Genomic DNA, 16173 nt, shown 5'->3' with positions numbered 1-16173 from the left:
ATGTGCCGACACCTGGGCTATCTGGGACCGGAACAGTCAGTGGGCGACCTGCTGAGTCGCGGCGAGAACTCGCTGCTGCGCCAGTCCTACGCGCCACGCGACATGAGGGGTGGCGGAACCATCAACGCCGACGGATTCGGTGTGGGGTGGTGGGGCACGGACGGATTCTCCCGTTACCGCAGTGCTCAGCCGCTCTGGTCCGACCCCGTGATGCGAGAGACGTTGCCGAACATCCGCTCCCGGGCGGTCGTGGCCGCGACGCGTTCGGCCACGGTCGGTATGCCGGTGCAACACACGGCGTGTGCACCGTTCTCCGACGAGACCTGGGCTTTCAGCCACAACGGGGTGGTGCGCGGGTGGCCGGAGTCGCTCGGTGCGCTCGCCGCGGAGCTGCCCGTGAGCGATCTGCTGCAACTCGAGGCACCGACCGACTCGGCCGCGTTGTGGCTGCTCCTGCGTCGGGCGCTCGGCGAGCAGGACCCCGAGAAGGCGATGAGTGCGCTCGTGCAGGCCGTGGTCGCTGCGGCCCCGAACTCGCGATTGAACCTGCTGCTGGGCAACGGCAGCGAACTGTGGGCCACCACCTGGCATCACTCGCTGTCGGCGCTCGTCGACGACGAGCGGGCCATCGTGATGTCCGAACCCTACGACGACAACCCCGCATGGCAATCGATTCCGGACCGTCACTTCGTCAGCGCACGCCCCGGACACCTGATCGTCACCCCGCTCGAGATGGGAGCACGATGACCACCACACCGACACTCGAGGTGTACCTGCAGCCCGAGCAGCTCAAGGCCGCTCTGCGCAAGGACGCCACCGTCGGGCTCATGTCGAACCCGAAGTGGCTGCCTCCCAAATACTTCTACGACGCCCGCGGGAGCGAGCTGTTCGAGCAGATCACCGCGTTGCCCGAATATTTCCCCACGCGTACGGAACGGGAACTGCTCAGACGGTATTCGGGGGAGATCGCCGAGGTCGCGGCGCCCGAGATCCTCGTGGAACTCGGTTCCGGGTCGTCGGAGAAGACACGGCTCCTGCTGGGCGCCGGCACCCGGCACGGAAGTCTCCATACGTACGTACCGCAGGACGTGTCGGTGTCCGCGCTCGAGGGTGCTGCGGAGCAGATCGGCGTGGAGTTCCCGAATCTGACCGTGCGCGGCGTCATCAGCGACTTCACCGAGTCGCTGCACCACCTTCCACGTGGTGGCCACCGCACGATCGCGTTCCTCGGTGGCACCCTCGGAAACATGGTGCCCGCCGAGCGGGCGGAGTTCCTCTCCGGAATCGCCGACGTCCTCGAACCGGGGGAGCACCTCCTCCTCGGGGTCGGACTGGTGATCGCTCCCGCCGTCCTCGTCCCCGCATACGACGACGCCGCCGGGGTGACAGCCCAATTCAATCGCAACGTGCTGCAGGTGCTCAACACGCAGCTCGACGCCGACTTCCCGGTGGACGAGTTCCGGCACGTCGCGCTGTGGGACGCCGACAACGAGTGGATCGAGATGCGGCTCGAGGCCGAGCGTGCGATGTCGGTCCGCGTGGGCGAGCTGGATCTGGTCGTGGAGTTCACCGCGGGGGAGCAGCTGCGGACGGAGATCTCGGCCAAGTTCACCCTCGACGGCATCCGACGGGAGTTGGCGGAGGCGGGATTCGACGTCGCCCGCACCTGGACCGATCCCGACGACCGCTTCGCGCTGGTGTGCGCCGCGCGGAACTGACCGACAAGATCAACTTCGGGCACGATCGCGCTTATAGTGACCGCGTGAGCGCAATCGACCCGAGGAGAACTTGTGCGTCATTCGAAGCTCGCTGTCCTCGCTCTCGCCACTACCGCCGCAGCGGTGGCGCTCACCACCGCCTCCGCCGGAATCGCCGCCGCCGTACCGGATCCGGTGTCGGTGACCACGACGGCATTCCAGGTCCCGTTCACCGGCGTCATCGGTGACCCGTTTCCCTTCGCGACGGTGTCGCTCGCCGCATCCACCGGTGCAAGTCCGGGACCGGGCGTCGCACGGCTGTCGGCGACGAGCATGTGCCCGGCGTTCACCCCGGGAGCGAATTGCACGGCGTACACGTCCGCCACCACGATTCGGTGGCTCAATCTCAGCACGGGGGCAACCGGAACGGCGACCGTTCCGTCGGGTAGTTTCGGAGTGCCAGGGAAGGAACCGGTGGTCGACGTGCCCACGGGATCGGGGCACGTGACGGCGACCGTCCTCGGCGCATCCTCGGCCACGATCGTTCCGGGCCTGGGGTACTTCTTCGTCCCCTGAGCCTTCTTCCCGGCTCCCACTGCTGCTCCGCCGCCGGACGAACGGGAGGCTCGTTGCGTCTCAGATCGAACGAGCGTCCCGTTCGTACGGGCGGTGGTGGCCCGGCGTCAGGCGCGTCCGGAGTCGTGCTCGGCGAGTGCCGGTGCGACGAACTGCTCGAGCATGGTGCGTTCGTCGGTGTCGTCGACGCCTGGGACGGTGAGCAGGGAGACGATGATCCGGACGAGCCACCGTGCCTTCCGGGACGTCTCCTCGCCGGAGAACCCCGCCTGCCCCAGGAAGGCGGTGCCCAGCGACTCGATGACGTCCGACGAGTGCGCGATCTGCGCGGCGAGGCCGGAGTCGCCGAGCTGGAACCAGGCGGCCAGAGTCGGGTCGGCGCGCACCAGCCGGATCGCGGCCAGCATCGCCTCCACGATCACGTCCTTCGCGTCGCCGGCCCCGGACACCTCCGCCGCGACCAGCGCGCCGATGCGCCGGGCCTCGCGGTGGACGAACGCCAGCTGCAACGACTGTCTGCTGTCGAAGTAGCGGTACAGCGTGGCCCGGGAACATCCGGCCGCCCGGGCGACCTCGGCCATACCGACGGCGGCGATGCCGTTCTCGACGTACAGCTGGGCCGCGACGTCGAGGATTCGCTCGGCGGCGAGGCGGGGGCGTTCGTCCCGCATCCAGTCGGCGGTCATGCTTCGCGCACCCGGAACGGGACGCTCGTCGGGCGGCGCACGTAATTGCCGTCCGCGTAGACGACGGCGTCGATGTCGATGTCGAAGTCGGGGCAGCGGGCCAGCAGTTCCTCGAGCGCGATCCGCGCCTGCATCCGTGCCGCGGCCGCGCCCAGGCAGTGGTGGGCCCCGTGGCTGAACGTGAGGATCTGCTTCGGACTGCGCCGCACGTCCAGCACCTCGGAATCCGGTCCGAACCGGCGCGGATCGCGGTTGGCGGAGCCGTACAGTAGGAGTACCTTCCGTCTCTCGGGAACGACGGTGCCGTCGATCTCGACGTCGCGGGTCACCGTGCGGGCGAGGCCCTGGACGGGGGCGGTGAGCCGGAGCAATTCCTCGACGGCGTCGCCGACGAGCTCTGGGTGTTCGATCAGATCGCGGCGCTGATCCCGGTGTTCGGTGAGCAACTGGACTGCGCCGCCGAGCATCCCGGTGGTGGTGTCGTTGCCGCCGGTGACCATCGTGAACGCGAAACCGAGGATGGAGAGCAGCCCGGTGATGTCGCCGTCGGCTCCCATCCCGTCGGCGACGAGGTGTGAGATCGTGTCGTCTCCGGGGTCGGTGCGCCGCCGCTCGATCAGTCCGGTGAAGTAGCCCATCAGGTCGGTGACCGCACCCGTCGCCTGCAGCGTGTCGCCCTGCGCATTGGCCGCGACGATGGCCTCGGTCCACCCGTCGAATTGCGCTCGGTCCTCGTCGGGGACACCGAGGTAGTGGGCGACGACCATGCTCGGCAGCGGCTTGAACAGTTCCTTCACGACATCGCCCCCACCTGCCTCCCGCAGTCGTTCGATGCGCTCCACCACGAACGCCCGGACGCCCGGTTCGACGGCGGTGACCTGCCGTGGGGTGAATCCCTTCGACACGAGACGGCGGAACGCGGTGTGGTCAGGCGGGTCGAGCATCACCAGCGGCGGATTGTCCTGCAGGCCGATCTTCTCGAGCTCGCCGTACGTCGTGGTGAGGCCGGCGGCGGAGGAGAACGTCTCGGCGTCCCGGGCCGCCGCGTAGACGTCGGCGTGCCGGGACAACACCCAGTAGTCGTTCTCGGGTGCGCCCTCGGGGACGACGTGATGGACGGGGTCGTGGTCGCGCAGGCCGGCGTACATCTGCCACGGGGCACGCCACGATTGTCCGGACCTCGGTACGAACGAGACGCTCGACACATGTGCGGTCATGTATCGATGGTGAGACACATTGCCCATTGTGTCAATGGTGTGGCCGCGACCTCTCTAGCCGAACAGGGCGAACGCCACGACGGCGAGGATCAGCACGAGTACCGGTGTGAGGATCAGCAGCAACCCGAGCAGCCCCGGGTTCTTCACCGGCCGATGGCCGATGGCGCCCTTGCTGAAACTGCTGAACGGCGACGCGTAGTACACCGGGGGAGCCGGGTGGTACCGGTTGTCGACGGTGATCTGCGCCTTGCCCTGCTCCACGATCCACGGGACGGAGATCTGGATGTGATGCACACCGGGAGGTGCCGGAATGACGTTGTGGCCCCACCGAAGCGGCACGGGATAGCCGTTGATTCGGGCGTTGGGCGTCACCAGCATCGGGCCCATCGGCGGCTTCTTCGCGTCGATGACGAGCGCGGTGGGTGAGGAGGCGGGCTGCATGAAGGGCGAGAGTATCACCCGGCCGCAGCCCGAAAAGTATGGCCTACTGGCCGGCCGCGATCCGGGCCTTCTCCAGGGCCGCGAGAGTGCGGAGCACCGTGGCGCGCTGCTTCTCGAGGTCGCTGATTCGAGCACGCGCGGCGAGGCCGGCCGGCTCGCCGATGAGGTTCATCTGGGCGTCGATGGCCGAGAGCTGATCGAGCAGGCCCGTGACCCGGGTTTCCAGTGCGGCGACATCGACGGCGTCGGTCCGCACCGGAGCGACCGGCGGCGAGGCGGACGTGCGGGACGTGCTCGGACGGCTCGAAGTGGTCGCGGACGACGTTCCGGAATGCGCGGTGCTGCGCGGCTCCGACACCACGCTCGCTGCTCGGGGGCGCAGTGCCTTGCGGACGGCCGCCGGGTCAGGGAGTTCCGCGAGCTTCATCTCGTTGAGTTCCCGGCGGGCATCGCGGGCGTTGATCCGGTGCTCGCGCTCTTCGTCGTCGTCGGACTGCAATGTGCCGCCGAGCGGACGCAGACCGTACATGCCCAGGAAGCGGCGGGCCTCGTCGATGACCGATTCCTTCTCGCGGCAAGTGCCACAGCGAGGTTCGTTGCGGAACATCTCGACGGCGTTGTCGTCTCCGCACCACACGCACGCCCCCGGCGACCAACGCCGGACGTTTCGAATTGCAGCGATATCGATAGGGCCGGAGAGAGTCTGCGCGTCGATCACGACGAGCCACAGTAGGGGAATTCGGGCGTGCGAGTCACATCGCCGTAAGTACGACCTGCGGTTCTGCGGCCCAGCGTGACGAAGATCATGCCGAGGCGCTCGAAGTGCTGCGCAAACGCTGTGTGCCACACATCATTTCCCGACCGGTAAGTTTCATTCTCCGGCGCCGATGACAGTGGTCAGCCAGTCGACGAGCGGTCGCATCGAACGCCAGGCGGTGCGCACTTCGTCAGCGGCGCGGGGAGTTTCGATCCAGTCGGGGGACTGGTAGGTCCTGCTGGCGGTCAGGGATTTGTGACGCATCAGGTCGAGTCGCGGGTGGTCCTCCGCGACACCGCGGGGACGGGTCTTGACTGTGTCGCCGCCGATCTCGAATCCCGACGACCGGACCTTCTTCACGAGCCGGACGAGTTCGCGGCCCCTGCGGTCGTCGTCGACGGCGTCACGGAAACGCCCGACCTGGAGCGGGGTATGCGAGTAGAAGCCGCCCGCGACGAACAACCCGGCGGCATCGATCTGCACGTAGAAGCCCACGCCGGGGCGGGTTTCGACGAATCCGCCCTGATGGGTCTTATAGGGCGTCTTGTCCTTCGAGAACCGGACGTCGCGGTAGGGGCGAAACACCTTGCCCGCGCCGAACTCCGATTCGAGTTCCGCGAGCAGGGCGGTCATGGGTGCGCGCACGGACTCGTCGTAGACGGACTTGTGCGCGGTCCAGAAGCTCTTGCTGTTGTCTGCCTCGAGGTCCTCGTAGAAGTCGAGAGCAGCGGTGGGGATCCCGGTGAACACAGGGACAGGCTACGCCTGTGCGCCTTTCTGGTAGCTGGAGCAACCAGAAAGGCGCACGGGTGCGGAGCGCCTAGGCGTTGCCGTTGAACAGCGACGTGACCGAGCCGTTCTCGAAAACTTCCTTGATGGTGCGAGCCAGCAGCGGTGCGATGGACAGCACCGTGAGGGTCGGGAACTTCTTCGACTCTTCGATCGGGAGCGTGTTGGTGACGATGACTTCCTTGGCACCACACGCAGCGAGGCGCTCGGCCGCCGGATCGGACAGGACACCGTGGGTGGCGGCGATGATGACGTCGCCCGCGCCGGCCTCCTTGAGGATCTTCACGGCGCCGGCGATGGTTCCACCGGTGTCGATCATGTCGTCGATCAGGATGCAGGTGTGGCCTTCGACGTCACCGACGACGCGGTTGGACTTCACCTGGTTGGGCACCAGCGGGTCGCGCGTCTTGTGGATGAACGCCAGCGGCGCGCCACCGAGGGTGTCGGCCCACTTCTCGGCGACCCGGACACGACCGGAGTCGGGGGAGACGACGGCGATGTTCTCGGTGCCGTAGTTGCCGCGGATGTACTCGGCGAGCTGACCCTGGGCGTGCATGTGGTCGACAGGGCCGTCGAAGAAGCCCTGGATCTGGTCGGTGTGGAGGTCGACCGTGATGATGCGGTCGGCGCCGGCCGTCTTGAGGAGGTCGGCGATCAGGCGAGCCGAGATGGGCTCACGGCCGCGGTGCTTCTTGTCCTGGCGTGCGTACGGGTAGAACGGCAGGACCGCAGTGATGCGCTTGGCCGATCCGCGCTTGAGCGCGTCGATCATGATCAGCTGTTCCATCACCCACGTGTTCAGCGGGGCCGGGTGGCTCTGCAGCACGAAGGCGTCGGAGCCGCGGACCGACTCCTCGAAACGGACGAAAATCTCGCCGTTCGCGAAGTCACGGGCAGTCTGCGGGGTGACCCGCACGTCGAGTTCCTTCGCTACCTGTTCGGCCAGCTCCGGATGCGCGCGACCAGAAAAAAGCATGAGGTTCTTCTGGTTGTCGATCCAATTCGCGGTCACTGCTCTATGCCATCCTTTAAATCTTGCTTCTCGGTTTCGTGCAGATCTGAACTGTGGTGCAGTCCCGCGGCGGACGCCGCCTCGGCGGCGGCGGTGCCGGGCCGATTTCGTTGCACCCAGCCGTCAATATTGCGCTGCTTCCCGCCGGAGACTGCGAGTGCCCCCGGTGGTACGTCGAAACGCAGCACCGTGCCGGCGCCGGTGTAAGCACCGTCACCGACCTGTACCGGAGCGACGAACATGGTGTCCGATCCTGTCCGGACGTGCGACCCCACCACCGTACGGCTCTTGGCGACGCCGTCGTAATTGACGAACACGCTCGACGCACCGATGTTGCTGTACTCGCCGATGGTGGCGTCGCCCACGTAGGTCAGGTGAGGAACTTTGGAGTGCGCCCCGATGTCGGCGTTCTTCGTCTCGACGAATGCGCCGAGCTTGCCGGACGCACCGAGGACGGTGCCGGGACGCAGATAGGAGAACGGGCCGACGGTGGCGCCTGCGCCGATCGTCGAGTCCGAGCCGTGGGTACGCACCACGCTGGCGCCTTCGCCGACCGACACGTCGGTGAGCGTGGTGTCGGGACCGATCACGGCGTCCTCGCCCACGGCGGTGGTGCCGAGCAGTTGCACTCCCGGATGGATGGTGACGTCGCGAGCGAGAGTGACGCCGACGTCGATCCAGGTGGTCGACGGATCGACGACGGTGACCCCGGCCCGCATCCAGTTCTCGACGGTGCGGCGGTTGAGTTCGGTGGCCAGCCTCGACAGCTGGACGCGATCGTTGGCGCCTGCGACCTTCGCGGAATCGGACAGGTGGGCGGCGAAGACGGGTGCACCGGCCTCGCGTGCGATCTTGACGACGTCGGTCAGGTAGAGCTCGCCCTGCGCGTTGTTCGCGTTGAGCTGCCCGAGCGCGGAGCGCAGGAACTCGGCGTCGAATGCGTACACACCTGCGTTGACCTCGGTGATGACCGCCTGCTCTTCGGTGGCGTCGGCCTCTTCCACGATCTCGGCGATTTCACCGTCGTGGGGCAGTCTGACGATCCGCCCGTAGCCCGTGGGCTCCGGAGCGGTGAACGTCAGCACCGTGACCGCCGCGGGCGTTGGTTCGCTGCGATGCTCGTCGACGAGAGCGTGCAGGGTGCGGCCGTCGAGCAGCGGGACGTCTGCTGCTGTGACCAGCACGGTCCCGCGGAAATCGGTGGGCAGAGCGGACAGGCCGCATTCGACAGCGTGCCCGGTGCCGTTCTGCTCGTCCTGGACGGCGATCGCGATAGGGCGGCCCAGTTGGGTCTCGAGCGCGCTGACAGCGGCGCCGACGCGTTCCTTGTCGTGACCGACGACGGTGACGAGGTGCGTCGGATCGACCTCCGCGGCGGCGTGGAGGGAATGCGCCAGCATCGTGCGTCCTCCCAGGGCGTGCAACACCTTGGGGGTCTTCGACCGCATCCGAGTTCCCGCGCCGGCGGCGAGGACGACCACGGCGGTCTGCACTGGCATGAAGCTCCCTCTGGGTCGTCCTGCTCTTGCTGTTCTCGACAGCCCCACCTGCGGGAATCGCTCCGCAGGCTTCTGCTCCGCCGCCAGGACTCGAACCTGAACTATCTGAACCAAAATCAGAGGTGCTGCCATTACACTACGGCGGATTGCCACACACACGGGGTGTCACGCCCGTTTGCGCGAGAGAATCCTCGCATGCCGACCCGCCGCCCGTCGAACCGCTGCGGAAATTTGTCTCGGTCGTCCCGATAGAGTGGGTGCTACCTGCAGTGTTTCTGCGCTGCCCGCGACACTTCGTCGTCGCGAGTGTCAGGAAAGGATGGTGCTCCGGTGCCCCGAGCCACGGACGTGGACGCGACCCCCGAGAGGGTGGTCCGCACCCGGATGACCGGTACGCAACGCCGGGAGCAGTTGATCGAGATCGGTCGTGCCCTGTTCGCCGAGCGAGGCTACGAGGCGACGTCGATCGAGGAGATCGCACAGCGGGCGCACGTCTCCAAGCCTGTCGTCTACGAACACTTCGGAGGCAAGGAGGGCCTCTATGCCGTGGTCGTGGATCGGGAGATGTCGAGGCTGCTGGAGATGGTGACGTCCTCGCTGAAGCAGAACCGCTCGCGGATCCGGGTCGAGCGGGTGGCGCTGGCGCTGCTGACCTATGTGGAGGAGCACACCGACGGATTCCGCATCCTCGTCCGCGACTCTCCGGTGGCGGCACCGGACGGAACGTACTCGAGTCTTCTCAACGAGGCCATCGGTCAGGTCGGGCACATCCTCGCCGGCGACTTCTCGCGGCGCGGTTTCAATCCTGACCTTGCCCTGCTGTACGCGCAGGCGCTGGTCGGAATGGTGTCCACCACCGCGACATGGTGGCTGGACGAGCGGACGCCGCCGAAGGAGGTCGTCGCCGCGCATCTGGTCAACCTGTGCTGGAACGGATTGACCAATCTCGAGGCGGATCCGCAGCTGGGCACCGATCGGCCCCGCACGACGCCTCGGTGAACGCGTTCTCGTTTTCGGACTCGCGGTTCAACTTCCCCAGGGCTGCGCCTGTCAAGTGCTAGGGTTCGCTGGAGTTTGCGCGCCCCGTCGGGGGGGTTGTTCGGGAGGCAGTCGATGGCTAGACAGGTTCGAGCAGAGGTAACTCGGGCTTCGGTCCTCATGGCGGCGGCCGACGTGTTCTTGCGGCTCGGCTACGCGAACGCGGGTCTCAACGAGATCATCGAGCAGTCCGGTGTGACCAAAGGTGCATTGTACTTCCACTTCAGTTCCAAGGAAGACCTGGCCCGCGGTGTCATCGACGAGGGGCAGATCCGTCTCACGGCCGGAATGACGTCCGTCAGTGACGGGCCGACGCCGGCGCTGGAAGCGCTCGTCGCCCTGTCCTATGTGGCGATCGAGGCGGCGAGTTCCGATCCGATCGTCGCGGCGATGTTGCGACTGCAGCACGAGATCGGCGACTACCAGGGGACGCACGGCAACGTGGTGGCCTCGTGGCAGCAGGGTTTCGAACGACTCGTCGCACGTGCGGTCGAGGAGGGTGACGTCCTCGCGGAAGACGACGTCTCCACGGGAACTCTGTCCACGTTCCTGCTCGGGTCGCTACTGGGAGCCCATGTGGTCGCGACCGCGACCGGCGCCTTCGAGGACCTTCCGCGTCGCATGGAACGGGTCTGGTACTTCATTCTTCCCGGACTGGTCGAGCCGTCGAAGCTCGCCTATTTCCGCCAGTTCGCATCGCGGCGCCTGCTGCGCTGAGCCGTCCCTGCGGCTGCACGATCAGTCCGATGTATCGATCCGGCGGGGTGCCGCATAGCGGCGCAGGGCGGGGGCGACAGGGCGGCCGCGGAGGAATCCGGCCACGCCGCCGGATTCAATTGCCCTACGGTAGATTTCGAGAGCGCGATGGATCACTTCCAGAGTGAGATCGACGTCAGCCGAGCAGTGTGCCGCAGACGTGACAAACGATTGGCACAGAACGCCACCGGACAAGAGTTCTTGCAGGAAGAGCGTCCGGAATTCCTGCGATGGCTGACGGTCCAGGTCGCGCGTGACGAAAATCAGGCATGAGGGCCGGCCGATCACCTGGACGTAGTCCGCAATCCCCATATCTGCAGCGGCTGCGCCGACTCCCTCAGCGATGCGCCTACCGGACTGCTCCATGCGCGAAATCGGATCCTCGGTCGCGTAGGCGTGTACGACTGCGCGGAAAGCCGCGAGCGCTCCGCATTCGGGACCGTGGGTGGTGGATAGGAGGAATACCCGGTCGTGGTCCGTGTTCAGGCCGCCGAACTCCATGTACTCGCGTTTACCCGCGAGGGCTGAAATCGGGAAGCCGTTACCCATCGCCTTACCCCAGCACGACAAGTCGGGTGTGACCGCGTATTCCGTTTGTGCGCCGCCCTGCGACCACCGGAATCCCGTGATCATCTCATCGAAGATGAGAAGGGCTCCGCGCTCGTCGCAGAGCGACCGAACTGCGTCGAGGTATCCGGGTGTCGGCTCAGCTGTCGCGGTGGCTGCCTCCATGACGACGCAGGCCACCCGGTGTGGATCCTCGTCGAACACCGAGACAAGTGAATCGAGATCATTGAATCGGAAGCCGCGTGTCTTGGCGGCGACATCGGAGGGAACGCCGTTGTTCATTGCGGTTGTGCCGATGAACCAGTCGTCCACGGAGAAGAACGGTTGATCGCAGACCGCCACCAGCTCTCGTCCCGTAACGGCCCGCGCGAGGCGGACCGCCGCAGTGGTGGCGTCGGACCCGTTCTTGGCAAACTTCACCATGTCTGCGCCGGGAACGATTCGGAGAAAGTCCTCGGCCGCGTGCAATTCGAGTTCAGTTGGACGGCTGAAGTTCGTACCGCGGGAGATGGCCGCACACACGGCGTCGACAACGGGGGGGTATCCGTGGCCCAGTGTCACGGACCGGAGTCCCATACCGTATTCGACGAAGCTGTTCCCATCCACATCCCATACGCGGGCGCCCTTCCCACGAACAAGTACCGGCGCCATGAAGTCCGGGTACTGGTCGGGACCGCGCGCATAGGTGTGCGCGCCGCCCGGTACAAGTTTGTTCAGCCGTGCCTGCAGCTCGTTCGAGCGAGAAAAGGAGCGACTGACGGCGTTGTCCGTGAGGGGCATGGCGACCTCCATGGCTCGGAGATGCATCGCGACGTAATTGTGTCACCCAGTAGGTCGATTGTTGTGCTGAACGGGGGAAAAGGGTCAACCAAATGCTGGACGTGGTCTCGAAGTAGCGGGCGCGGACCGTGGTGTTGAGGAAAGGGTTGCGGTATCGTCAAATCGACCTCTACCTGCCCCTTCGGTCAGGGCTGACATGGTGCTACATGCTCGGGGGGCGGTGACCTCCTCGCGCGAATGAGTGGCCGAAGGGGCCGATATGGAGAATCGCGAATCCCGCGCGACGCCGGTCGGCGGATCCAACATCCGTGTCCTCCTGGAGAACGGCGAATACTGGCTGAACAACAAGGGTGACCTGGCGATTCTCAACGTCACAGTGCGCAGGATTACCGAGCGATGGCCCAACGCCACAATCGGTGTCCTCACCGACAGATCGTCACTGTTGAAGGCCTATGAGCCGAACGCGGAGCCGATTCGGTATCAGCGAGGCGGCGACTGGCCGAGAAGGCGTGGTTGGGGTGGACTGGCTGGCCGTTTCGGCCCCGAGGCGGCGGGGCCGTTCCTCAGGGGATGGGAAGCCGCGGCGGCCGCACCCGCGTCTGTCGTGCGGCGGGCACGTCGGGTCGTCCTTCGCAGGGGCGAGGGCGAAGGTGCGAACGACGAGTCCGATGCGAGGACAACGAATTCGGAACGGTTGCTACTGAGTCGTGACGGTGGACGGCTACCGAATGCCATCGACGGCGCATCTTTGGTGCTTGCGATCGGTGGTGGGTACCTTACCGATATCGACCGGTTCCAGACAGAGCGCACACTCGATTTGCTCGAGTACGCAACGAATCATCGAATTCCTACCGCGATGGTCGGGCAGGGGATTGGCCCGATTCACGATCCCGGGGTGCTGGAACACGCCGCCCGCGTGCTTCCCCGGGTCGATTTCATCGCGCTGCGCGAAGGACTGCGGGGCCCAGAACTCTTGCACTCCCTCGGTGTTCCGCCCGAACGCGTCGTGGTTACCGGGGACGACGCGGTGGAACTCGGCTATTCGACTCGGCGCGGGGACCTCGGCACGGACATCGGCGTCTGTCTCAGAGTCGCGGAATACTCTCCGGTCGGAGCCGAGGTGCAGGACGTGTTGGGTCGCGCCGTTCGTGACGTGGCCGCCGAATCCGGTGCCGGACTGGTGCCGCTGATCGTGTCCGAGTACGACTCCGAAGACCGTCGCTCGACGATGCCACTCCTTACCGGGTTCCCCGACGTGGTACCGCCGCTAGGTCGTTTCGCCAGCGCGCAATCACTCTCGCGGCGGATCGGCCGATGCCGGATAATCGTCACAGGTGCCTACCACGTAGCAGTCTTCGCCCTGTCTCAAGGAATCCCTGTCGTCGGGCTGTCGACCTCACGGTATTACGACGACAAGTTCGAGGGCCTGGCCGCGATGTTCGACGCCGGAGTCGAGTTGATAAGGCTGGACGGGGAAGAGGTCGACGACCGACTTCGCCGTGCGATGCGCAGCACATGGTTGCGCGCTCCGGAGCTGAGGGTTGGTTTGCTGGGTCGGGCGGTGAGTCAGATCGAAGCGAGCAGAGCCGCGTTCGACCGTGCTGCACAGCTTGTCAAGGGTGACGTCACGGCGCGGTCGAATTCGAATCCCGGGCCGACTTGGCCGCCCACATCGTCGAAGTAATTGCCCACAGGTCGTGATCTTTGCGGCGGCCGCCGACGTCAAGGTAGCTGGCCATCGTGCCCTCTCGCTGCATCCCGGCCTGTTGCACGAGCCGGGTGGCCTGCCGGTTGTCGACGCATACGGGAGCGGTGACCCGGAGCAATCCGAGTATGTCGAACACATACTCCGCGAGGAGGTTCGCAGCTGCGAGCGCGAGGCCCTGTCCGGTGAGCGAAGAATCGATCCATACGCCGACCTCTGCGCTCTTTGCTCCGCAATCGATGTGCTCAACGTTGAACTGACCGGCGAATCGGCCTTCAACCTCGATTACCAGCGGTAGTGCGCGGCCTGCGCGGGCCTCCCTACGCATGTGGAGAAATTCGTCTACCCAGGCGCCTTCGGTGTGGCGTTGCACCCAGGGTTTCGGGGACGACACCCAGAACGGCTCGATCAAGTGCTGATCCCGCAGCCGTAGGGTTTGCCAAGCCGAGGCATCCGAAAGCCTGGGCGAGCGAAGAGCAACGCTTTGCTCGGCCGACATCACAGGGCCAAGCCGGATTCCAGCGCTGGGTACACCGTGGGATCCGATTCGATGCCTGAGGGGCCTCGTATAAAGCTTGCCGGCCGCGACGAGAACCACCAATGATCGTGGAGGCTTCATGCTTTCACCTCTGGCCAGCAAGCCTGACTGAAGCAGTCGATCTGCCACGCCAGACGACGACGGTGGAGAGCTTGGAGTAAGCCTACCCGAACCGAGGTCCCGAAAACATGGGGGAAGGCAGATGATTCAAACCTGGATAAAGGTGCTGTTACCTGCATGAATGCGACTTTCTGCTGACGTCTGGCTGGTATTGTCGGCGGTGTTGGTCGACGGCGCAGATCCGAAAGGAAGGTGTGTACCGTGATTCCCTCCGCAGGCATCGTCCAACGGGATGCTCGATGACCCCTCCCCGCGTCGCGCTCGTCCATGAGCGATTCACCGAAGTCGCCGGTTCGGAGCATGTTGTCGAACAGTTGTCGGCACAATGGCCGGATGCGCGCGTTCTTGTTCCGATCGCGCGTCCGGAAGGGATTCCGTCGGGACTGCGGACGGCGCCGGAGACTACTTGGCTCAATCAGTTGTACCGACTCGGTGGCGAACGCTCCTATGCGCCGTTGCTACCGTTGATGCCGAATGCCTTCCGGCGAATGGATATCGGAGATGCTGCCGCAGTGATCATCAGTCATCACGCATTTGCGACCCAAGCCGTCTTCGCGACTTCCGCCGCCACAATCGCGTATGTGCACAGCCCGGCGCGCTGGGCGTGGGACGCATCGCTCCGTGAGGGTGAAGCAGGCGGGAGAGCCGGCGCTGCGGCACTGACGATGCTCGCGTCGACAGCTCGACGTGCCGAGCTCGCTGCGGCTCCGCTGTTGACTAAACTAGTCGCGAATTCGACTACCGTCGCGCAGCGCATCAGGAAGTGGTGGGGCCGCGATGCGGTCGTGGTTCATCCGCCCGTCGACACCGATGCCTTCACGCCCGACCCCGGTGCCCGCAGGGAGGACTTCTTCTTGGTCGCCGGGCGTCTGGTGCCTTACAAGAGGCCCGATTTGGCGATTCTCGCCGCGAACGCCGCCGGGGTGCCCCTCGTGGTTACGGGGGACGGCCGCAGCCTCGAGTATTGCCGCAGTATAGCGGGGCCCACAGTTGTCTTCCTTGGGCACGTATCGCATGCGCAGCTGTTGAATCTGCTGCGCCGGACTCGTGCGCTGCTCATGCCTGGCGTAGAGGATTTCGGCATAGTCCCGGTGGAAGCCATGGCCTGCGGAACGCCGGTGATTGCCCTGGGCAGAGGTGGTGCACTCGACAGCGTGGTGCCACACGTGACGGGCCAATTCGTTTCCGGAGTTCTCGACGAAGAGATAGTGGCTGGATTCGTGACCGCGATACGCGCGTTCGACGGATCAACCTATGACGGGGCTGCGATCCGCCGACACGCGGAGCTGTTCTCTCGTAGCATTTTTCGGTACAGAATGCAGGCGGTCGTCGATGGCGTGCTGGCGCCGTGACTGAGTGCCGGGCGATTGGTATCTCAGCACCCTCGCTCGGTGAAGGCATTCAGGTACCCGGCGGATTGACGGATGTACATTCCGGCCCAGAAGAGTAGCCCGGACGGGCTCGGGCTTGCGACCATGGTCAGTTCGCCGTCGAAGCACTTTTCGACGATGTACCTCGCCCGCGAGATGTGGGGCGTGAAGGTCACGACGATGATGTGATGCCACCCTTGCTGGGTGGCGCGGCGCCCTATCTCCTGGGCTTCCCCTCTGGTGGTCCACGGATCGGGCTCGAAGCAACTCACCACGAAGTCGAAGTGGCCCTGACAGTACTTGTCCATCGTCGTGTCGCCACCCCCGACGGAGTTCGAGATGACGAGTTGAGGTGCAAATCCGCGCTCGGCCAATTCGACGCCGACGTCGAATCGCTCGTACGGAGTTCCGCCGAGAACCACAATTGCGTCTGCCCTTCTCAGCGGGTCGATCTGCGGGCGCACATAGACCGGCCATCCTGCCGCCGTAATTGCGGCGACAGCAGAGAGGAGGATGACGAGCATCCAGAGTGCACGCTGGAACAAGGCCGATGCCAACGGAGAATGCGCACATTCAGGGCGTCGGCCCGAGCGTGGTTCGGGGTTGCAAGGCGAGCGGCGCATGC

At 65.6% G+C, this 16173-nt stretch carries 17 protein-coding genes and 1 tRNA gene; 7 read left to right on the top strand and 11 right to left on the bottom strand.

The features are described from left to right. The 3 genes from egtC (at position 1) to ACFWAY_RS19580 (ending at position 2273) form a co-directional block, all read left to right on the top strand. Positions 1-747, top strand: coding sequence for an ergothioneine biosynthesis protein EgtC (gene egtC, locus ACFWAY_RS19590; protein ID WP_378511744.1), 747 nt, complete (start codon positions 1-3; stop codon positions 745-747). Then, on the top strand, positions 744-1718 hold the full coding sequence (egtD, locus tag ACFWAY_RS19585) for an L-histidine N(alpha)-methyltransferase (RefSeq protein WP_378511743.1): 975 nt from the start codon (positions 744-746) through the stop codon (positions 1716-1718). The genes egtC and egtD overlap by 4 nt, the downstream gene beginning before the upstream one ends. A gap of 72 nt (positions 1719-1790) precedes the next feature. After that, positions 1791-2273: a hypothetical protein gene (locus tag ACFWAY_RS19580; RefSeq protein ID WP_378511742.1), complete on the top strand. Its 483-nt coding sequence runs from the start codon at positions 1791-1793 to the stop codon at positions 2271-2273. A 107-nt stretch (positions 2274-2380) separates the two neighbouring features. Here the strand turns inward: ACFWAY_RS19580 and ACFWAY_RS19575 are convergent, their stop codons facing one another. The 8 genes from ACFWAY_RS19575 to ACFWAY_RS19540 form a co-directional block, all read right to left on the bottom strand. Beyond that, a complete protein-coding gene (locus ACFWAY_RS19575; RefSeq protein WP_378511741.1) occupies positions 2381-2959 on the bottom strand; it encodes a TetR/AcrR family transcriptional regulator in 579 nt (192 codons plus the stop codon). Next, positions 2956-4176: a cytochrome P450 gene (locus ACFWAY_RS19570; RefSeq protein WP_378511740.1), complete on the bottom strand. Its 1221-nt coding sequence runs from the start codon at positions 4174-4176 to the stop codon at positions 2956-2958. The genes ACFWAY_RS19575 and ACFWAY_RS19570 overlap by 4 nt, the downstream gene beginning before the upstream one ends. A gap of 54 nt (positions 4177-4230) precedes the next feature. Further along, positions 4231-4617, bottom strand: a complete 387-nt coding sequence (locus ACFWAY_RS19565) for a hypothetical protein (RefSeq protein WP_378455317.1) — start codon at positions 4615-4617, stop codon at positions 4231-4233. A 43-nt stretch (positions 4618-4660) separates the two neighbouring features. Next, on the bottom strand, positions 4661-5335 hold the full coding sequence (locus tag ACFWAY_RS19560) for a hypothetical protein (protein WP_378455318.1): 675 nt from the start codon (positions 5333-5335) through the stop codon (positions 4661-4663). Positions 5336-5488: 153 nt separating this feature from the next. Continuing rightward, on the bottom strand, positions 5489-6124 hold the full coding sequence (locus ACFWAY_RS19555) for a DUF2461 domain-containing protein (protein WP_378511739.1): 636 nt from the start codon (positions 6122-6124) through the stop codon (positions 5489-5491). Positions 6125-6194: 70 nt separating this feature from the next. Continuing rightward, positions 6195-7175: a ribose-phosphate diphosphokinase gene (locus ACFWAY_RS19550; protein ID WP_378455320.1), complete on the bottom strand. Its 981-nt coding sequence runs from the start codon at positions 7173-7175 to the stop codon at positions 6195-6197. Beyond that, positions 7172-8674, bottom strand: a complete 1503-nt coding sequence (gene glmU, locus ACFWAY_RS19545) for a bifunctional UDP-N-acetylglucosamine diphosphorylase/glucosamine-1-phosphate N-acetyltransferase GlmU (protein ID WP_378511738.1) — start codon at positions 8672-8674, stop codon at positions 7172-7174. Before glmU ends, ACFWAY_RS19550 begins: the two co-directional genes overlap by 4 nt. A gap of 75 nt (positions 8675-8749) precedes the next feature. Then, positions 8750-8820, bottom strand: a tRNA-Gln gene (locus ACFWAY_RS19540). Positions 8821-9058: 238 nt separating this feature from the next. On the opposite strand from ACFWAY_RS19540, the gene ACFWAY_RS19535 reads away from it, so the two are divergent. After that, a complete protein-coding gene (locus ACFWAY_RS19535; protein ID WP_378455377.1) occupies positions 9059-9673 on the top strand; it encodes a TetR/AcrR family transcriptional regulator in 615 nt (204 codons plus the stop codon). 114 nt (positions 9674-9787) lie between these two features. After that, on the top strand, positions 9788-10429 hold the full coding sequence (locus ACFWAY_RS19530; RefSeq protein ID WP_378511737.1) for a ScbR family autoregulator-binding transcription factor: 642 nt from the start codon (positions 9788-9790) through the stop codon (positions 10427-10429). Positions 10430-10450: 21 nt separating this feature from the next. Here the strand turns inward: ACFWAY_RS19530 and ACFWAY_RS19525 are convergent, their stop codons facing one another. Beyond that, the gene (locus ACFWAY_RS19525; protein WP_378511777.1) at positions 10451-11827 is read right to left on the bottom strand and encodes a glutamate-1-semialdehyde 2,1-aminomutase; all 1377 of its coding nucleotides are present in this window, start codon (positions 11825-11827) and stop codon (positions 10451-10453) included. A gap of 247 nt (positions 11828-12074) precedes the next feature. Between ACFWAY_RS19525 and ACFWAY_RS19520 the strand changes: the two genes are divergently transcribed. Next, positions 12075-13499 carry a polysaccharide pyruvyl transferase family protein gene (locus ACFWAY_RS19520; protein WP_378511736.1) on the top strand — a complete coding sequence of 475 codons (1425 nt, stop codon included), beginning with the start codon at positions 12075-12077 and terminating at the stop codon, positions 13497-13499. Here the strand turns inward: ACFWAY_RS19520 and ACFWAY_RS19515 are convergent. Then, positions 13441-14139, bottom strand: a complete 699-nt coding sequence (locus ACFWAY_RS19515; protein WP_378511735.1) for a GNAT family N-acetyltransferase — start codon at positions 14137-14139, stop codon at positions 13441-13443. The two genes, ACFWAY_RS19520 and ACFWAY_RS19515, sit on opposite strands and share 59 nt — an antisense overlap. A 278-nt stretch (positions 14140-14417) precedes the next feature. Here ACFWAY_RS19515 and ACFWAY_RS19510 point away from each other — a divergent pair, with 278 nt between their 5' ends. After that, entirely contained in the window at positions 14418-15530 is a 1113-nt protein-coding gene (locus tag ACFWAY_RS19510) for a glycosyltransferase (protein ID WP_378511734.1), read from the top strand. Between the two features lie 23 nt (positions 15531-15553). On the opposite strand, the gene ACFWAY_RS19505 is transcribed toward ACFWAY_RS19510, so the two are convergent. Continuing rightward, positions 15554-16171 (bottom strand): YdcF family protein, encoded by a 618-nt coding sequence (locus ACFWAY_RS19505; RefSeq protein ID WP_378511733.1) that lies wholly within the window; start codon positions 16169-16171, stop codon positions 15554-15556. Between the last annotated feature and the right edge of the window lie 2 nt (positions 16172-16173).

This window comes from Rhodococcus sp. NPDC059968 (assembly GCF_042738615.1).
In the GTDB taxonomy this organism is placed as follows: Bacteria; Actinomycetota; Actinomycetes; order Mycobacteriales; family Mycobacteriaceae; genus Rhodococcus_F.
Note: the sequence above shows the minus strand (reverse complement) of the source record. Positions and strands in the feature narration are given on the sequence as shown.

Excerpts from the sequence above, each read along its gene's own strand:
- glmU (WP_378511738.1), bottom strand. The coding sequence starts at position 8,674 with ATGCCAGTGCAGACCGCCGTGGTCGTCCTCGCCGCCGGCGCGGGAACT.
- ACFWAY_RS19535 (WP_378455377.1), top strand. The coding sequence starts at position 9,059 with ATGACCGGTACGCAACGCCGGGAGCAGTTGATCGAGATCGGTCGTGCC.
- ACFWAY_RS19575 (WP_378511741.1), bottom strand. The coding sequence starts at position 2,959 with ATGACCGCCGACTGGATGCGGGACGAACGCCCCCGCCTCGCCGCCGAG.
- ACFWAY_RS19510 (WP_378511734.1), top strand. The coding sequence starts at position 14,418 with ATGACCCCTCCCCGCGTCGCGCTCGTCCATGAGCGATTCACCGAAGTC.
- egtC (WP_378511744.1), top strand. The coding sequence starts at position 1 with ATGTGCCGACACCTGGGCTATCTGGGACCGGAACAGTCAGTGGGCGAC.
- ACFWAY_RS19525 (WP_378511777.1), bottom strand. The coding sequence starts at position 11,827 with ATGGAGGTCGCCATGCCCCTCACGGACAACGCCGTCAGTCGCTCCTTT.
- ACFWAY_RS19570 (WP_378511740.1), bottom strand. The coding sequence starts at position 4,176 with ATGACCGCACATGTGTCGAGCGTCTCGTTCGTACCGAGGTCCGGACAA.
- egtD (WP_378511743.1), top strand. The coding sequence starts at position 744 with ATGACCACCACACCGACACTCGAGGTGTACCTGCAGCCCGAGCAGCTC.
- ACFWAY_RS19520 (WP_378511736.1), top strand. The coding sequence starts at position 12,075 with ATGGAGAATCGCGAATCCCGCGCGACGCCGGTCGGCGGATCCAACATC.
- ACFWAY_RS19505 (WP_378511733.1), bottom strand. The coding sequence starts at position 16,171 with ATGCGCCGCTCGCCTTGCAACCCCGAACCACGCTCGGGCCGACGCCCT.
- ACFWAY_RS19515 (WP_378511735.1), bottom strand. The coding sequence starts at position 14,139 with ATGAAGCCTCCACGATCATTGGTGGTTCTCGTCGCGGCCGGCAAGCTT.
- ACFWAY_RS19565 (WP_378455317.1), bottom strand. The coding sequence starts at position 4,617 with ATGCAGCCCGCCTCCTCACCCACCGCGCTCGTCATCGACGCGAAGAAG.
- ACFWAY_RS19530 (WP_378511737.1), top strand. The coding sequence starts at position 9,788 with ATGGCTAGACAGGTTCGAGCAGAGGTAACTCGGGCTTCGGTCCTCATG.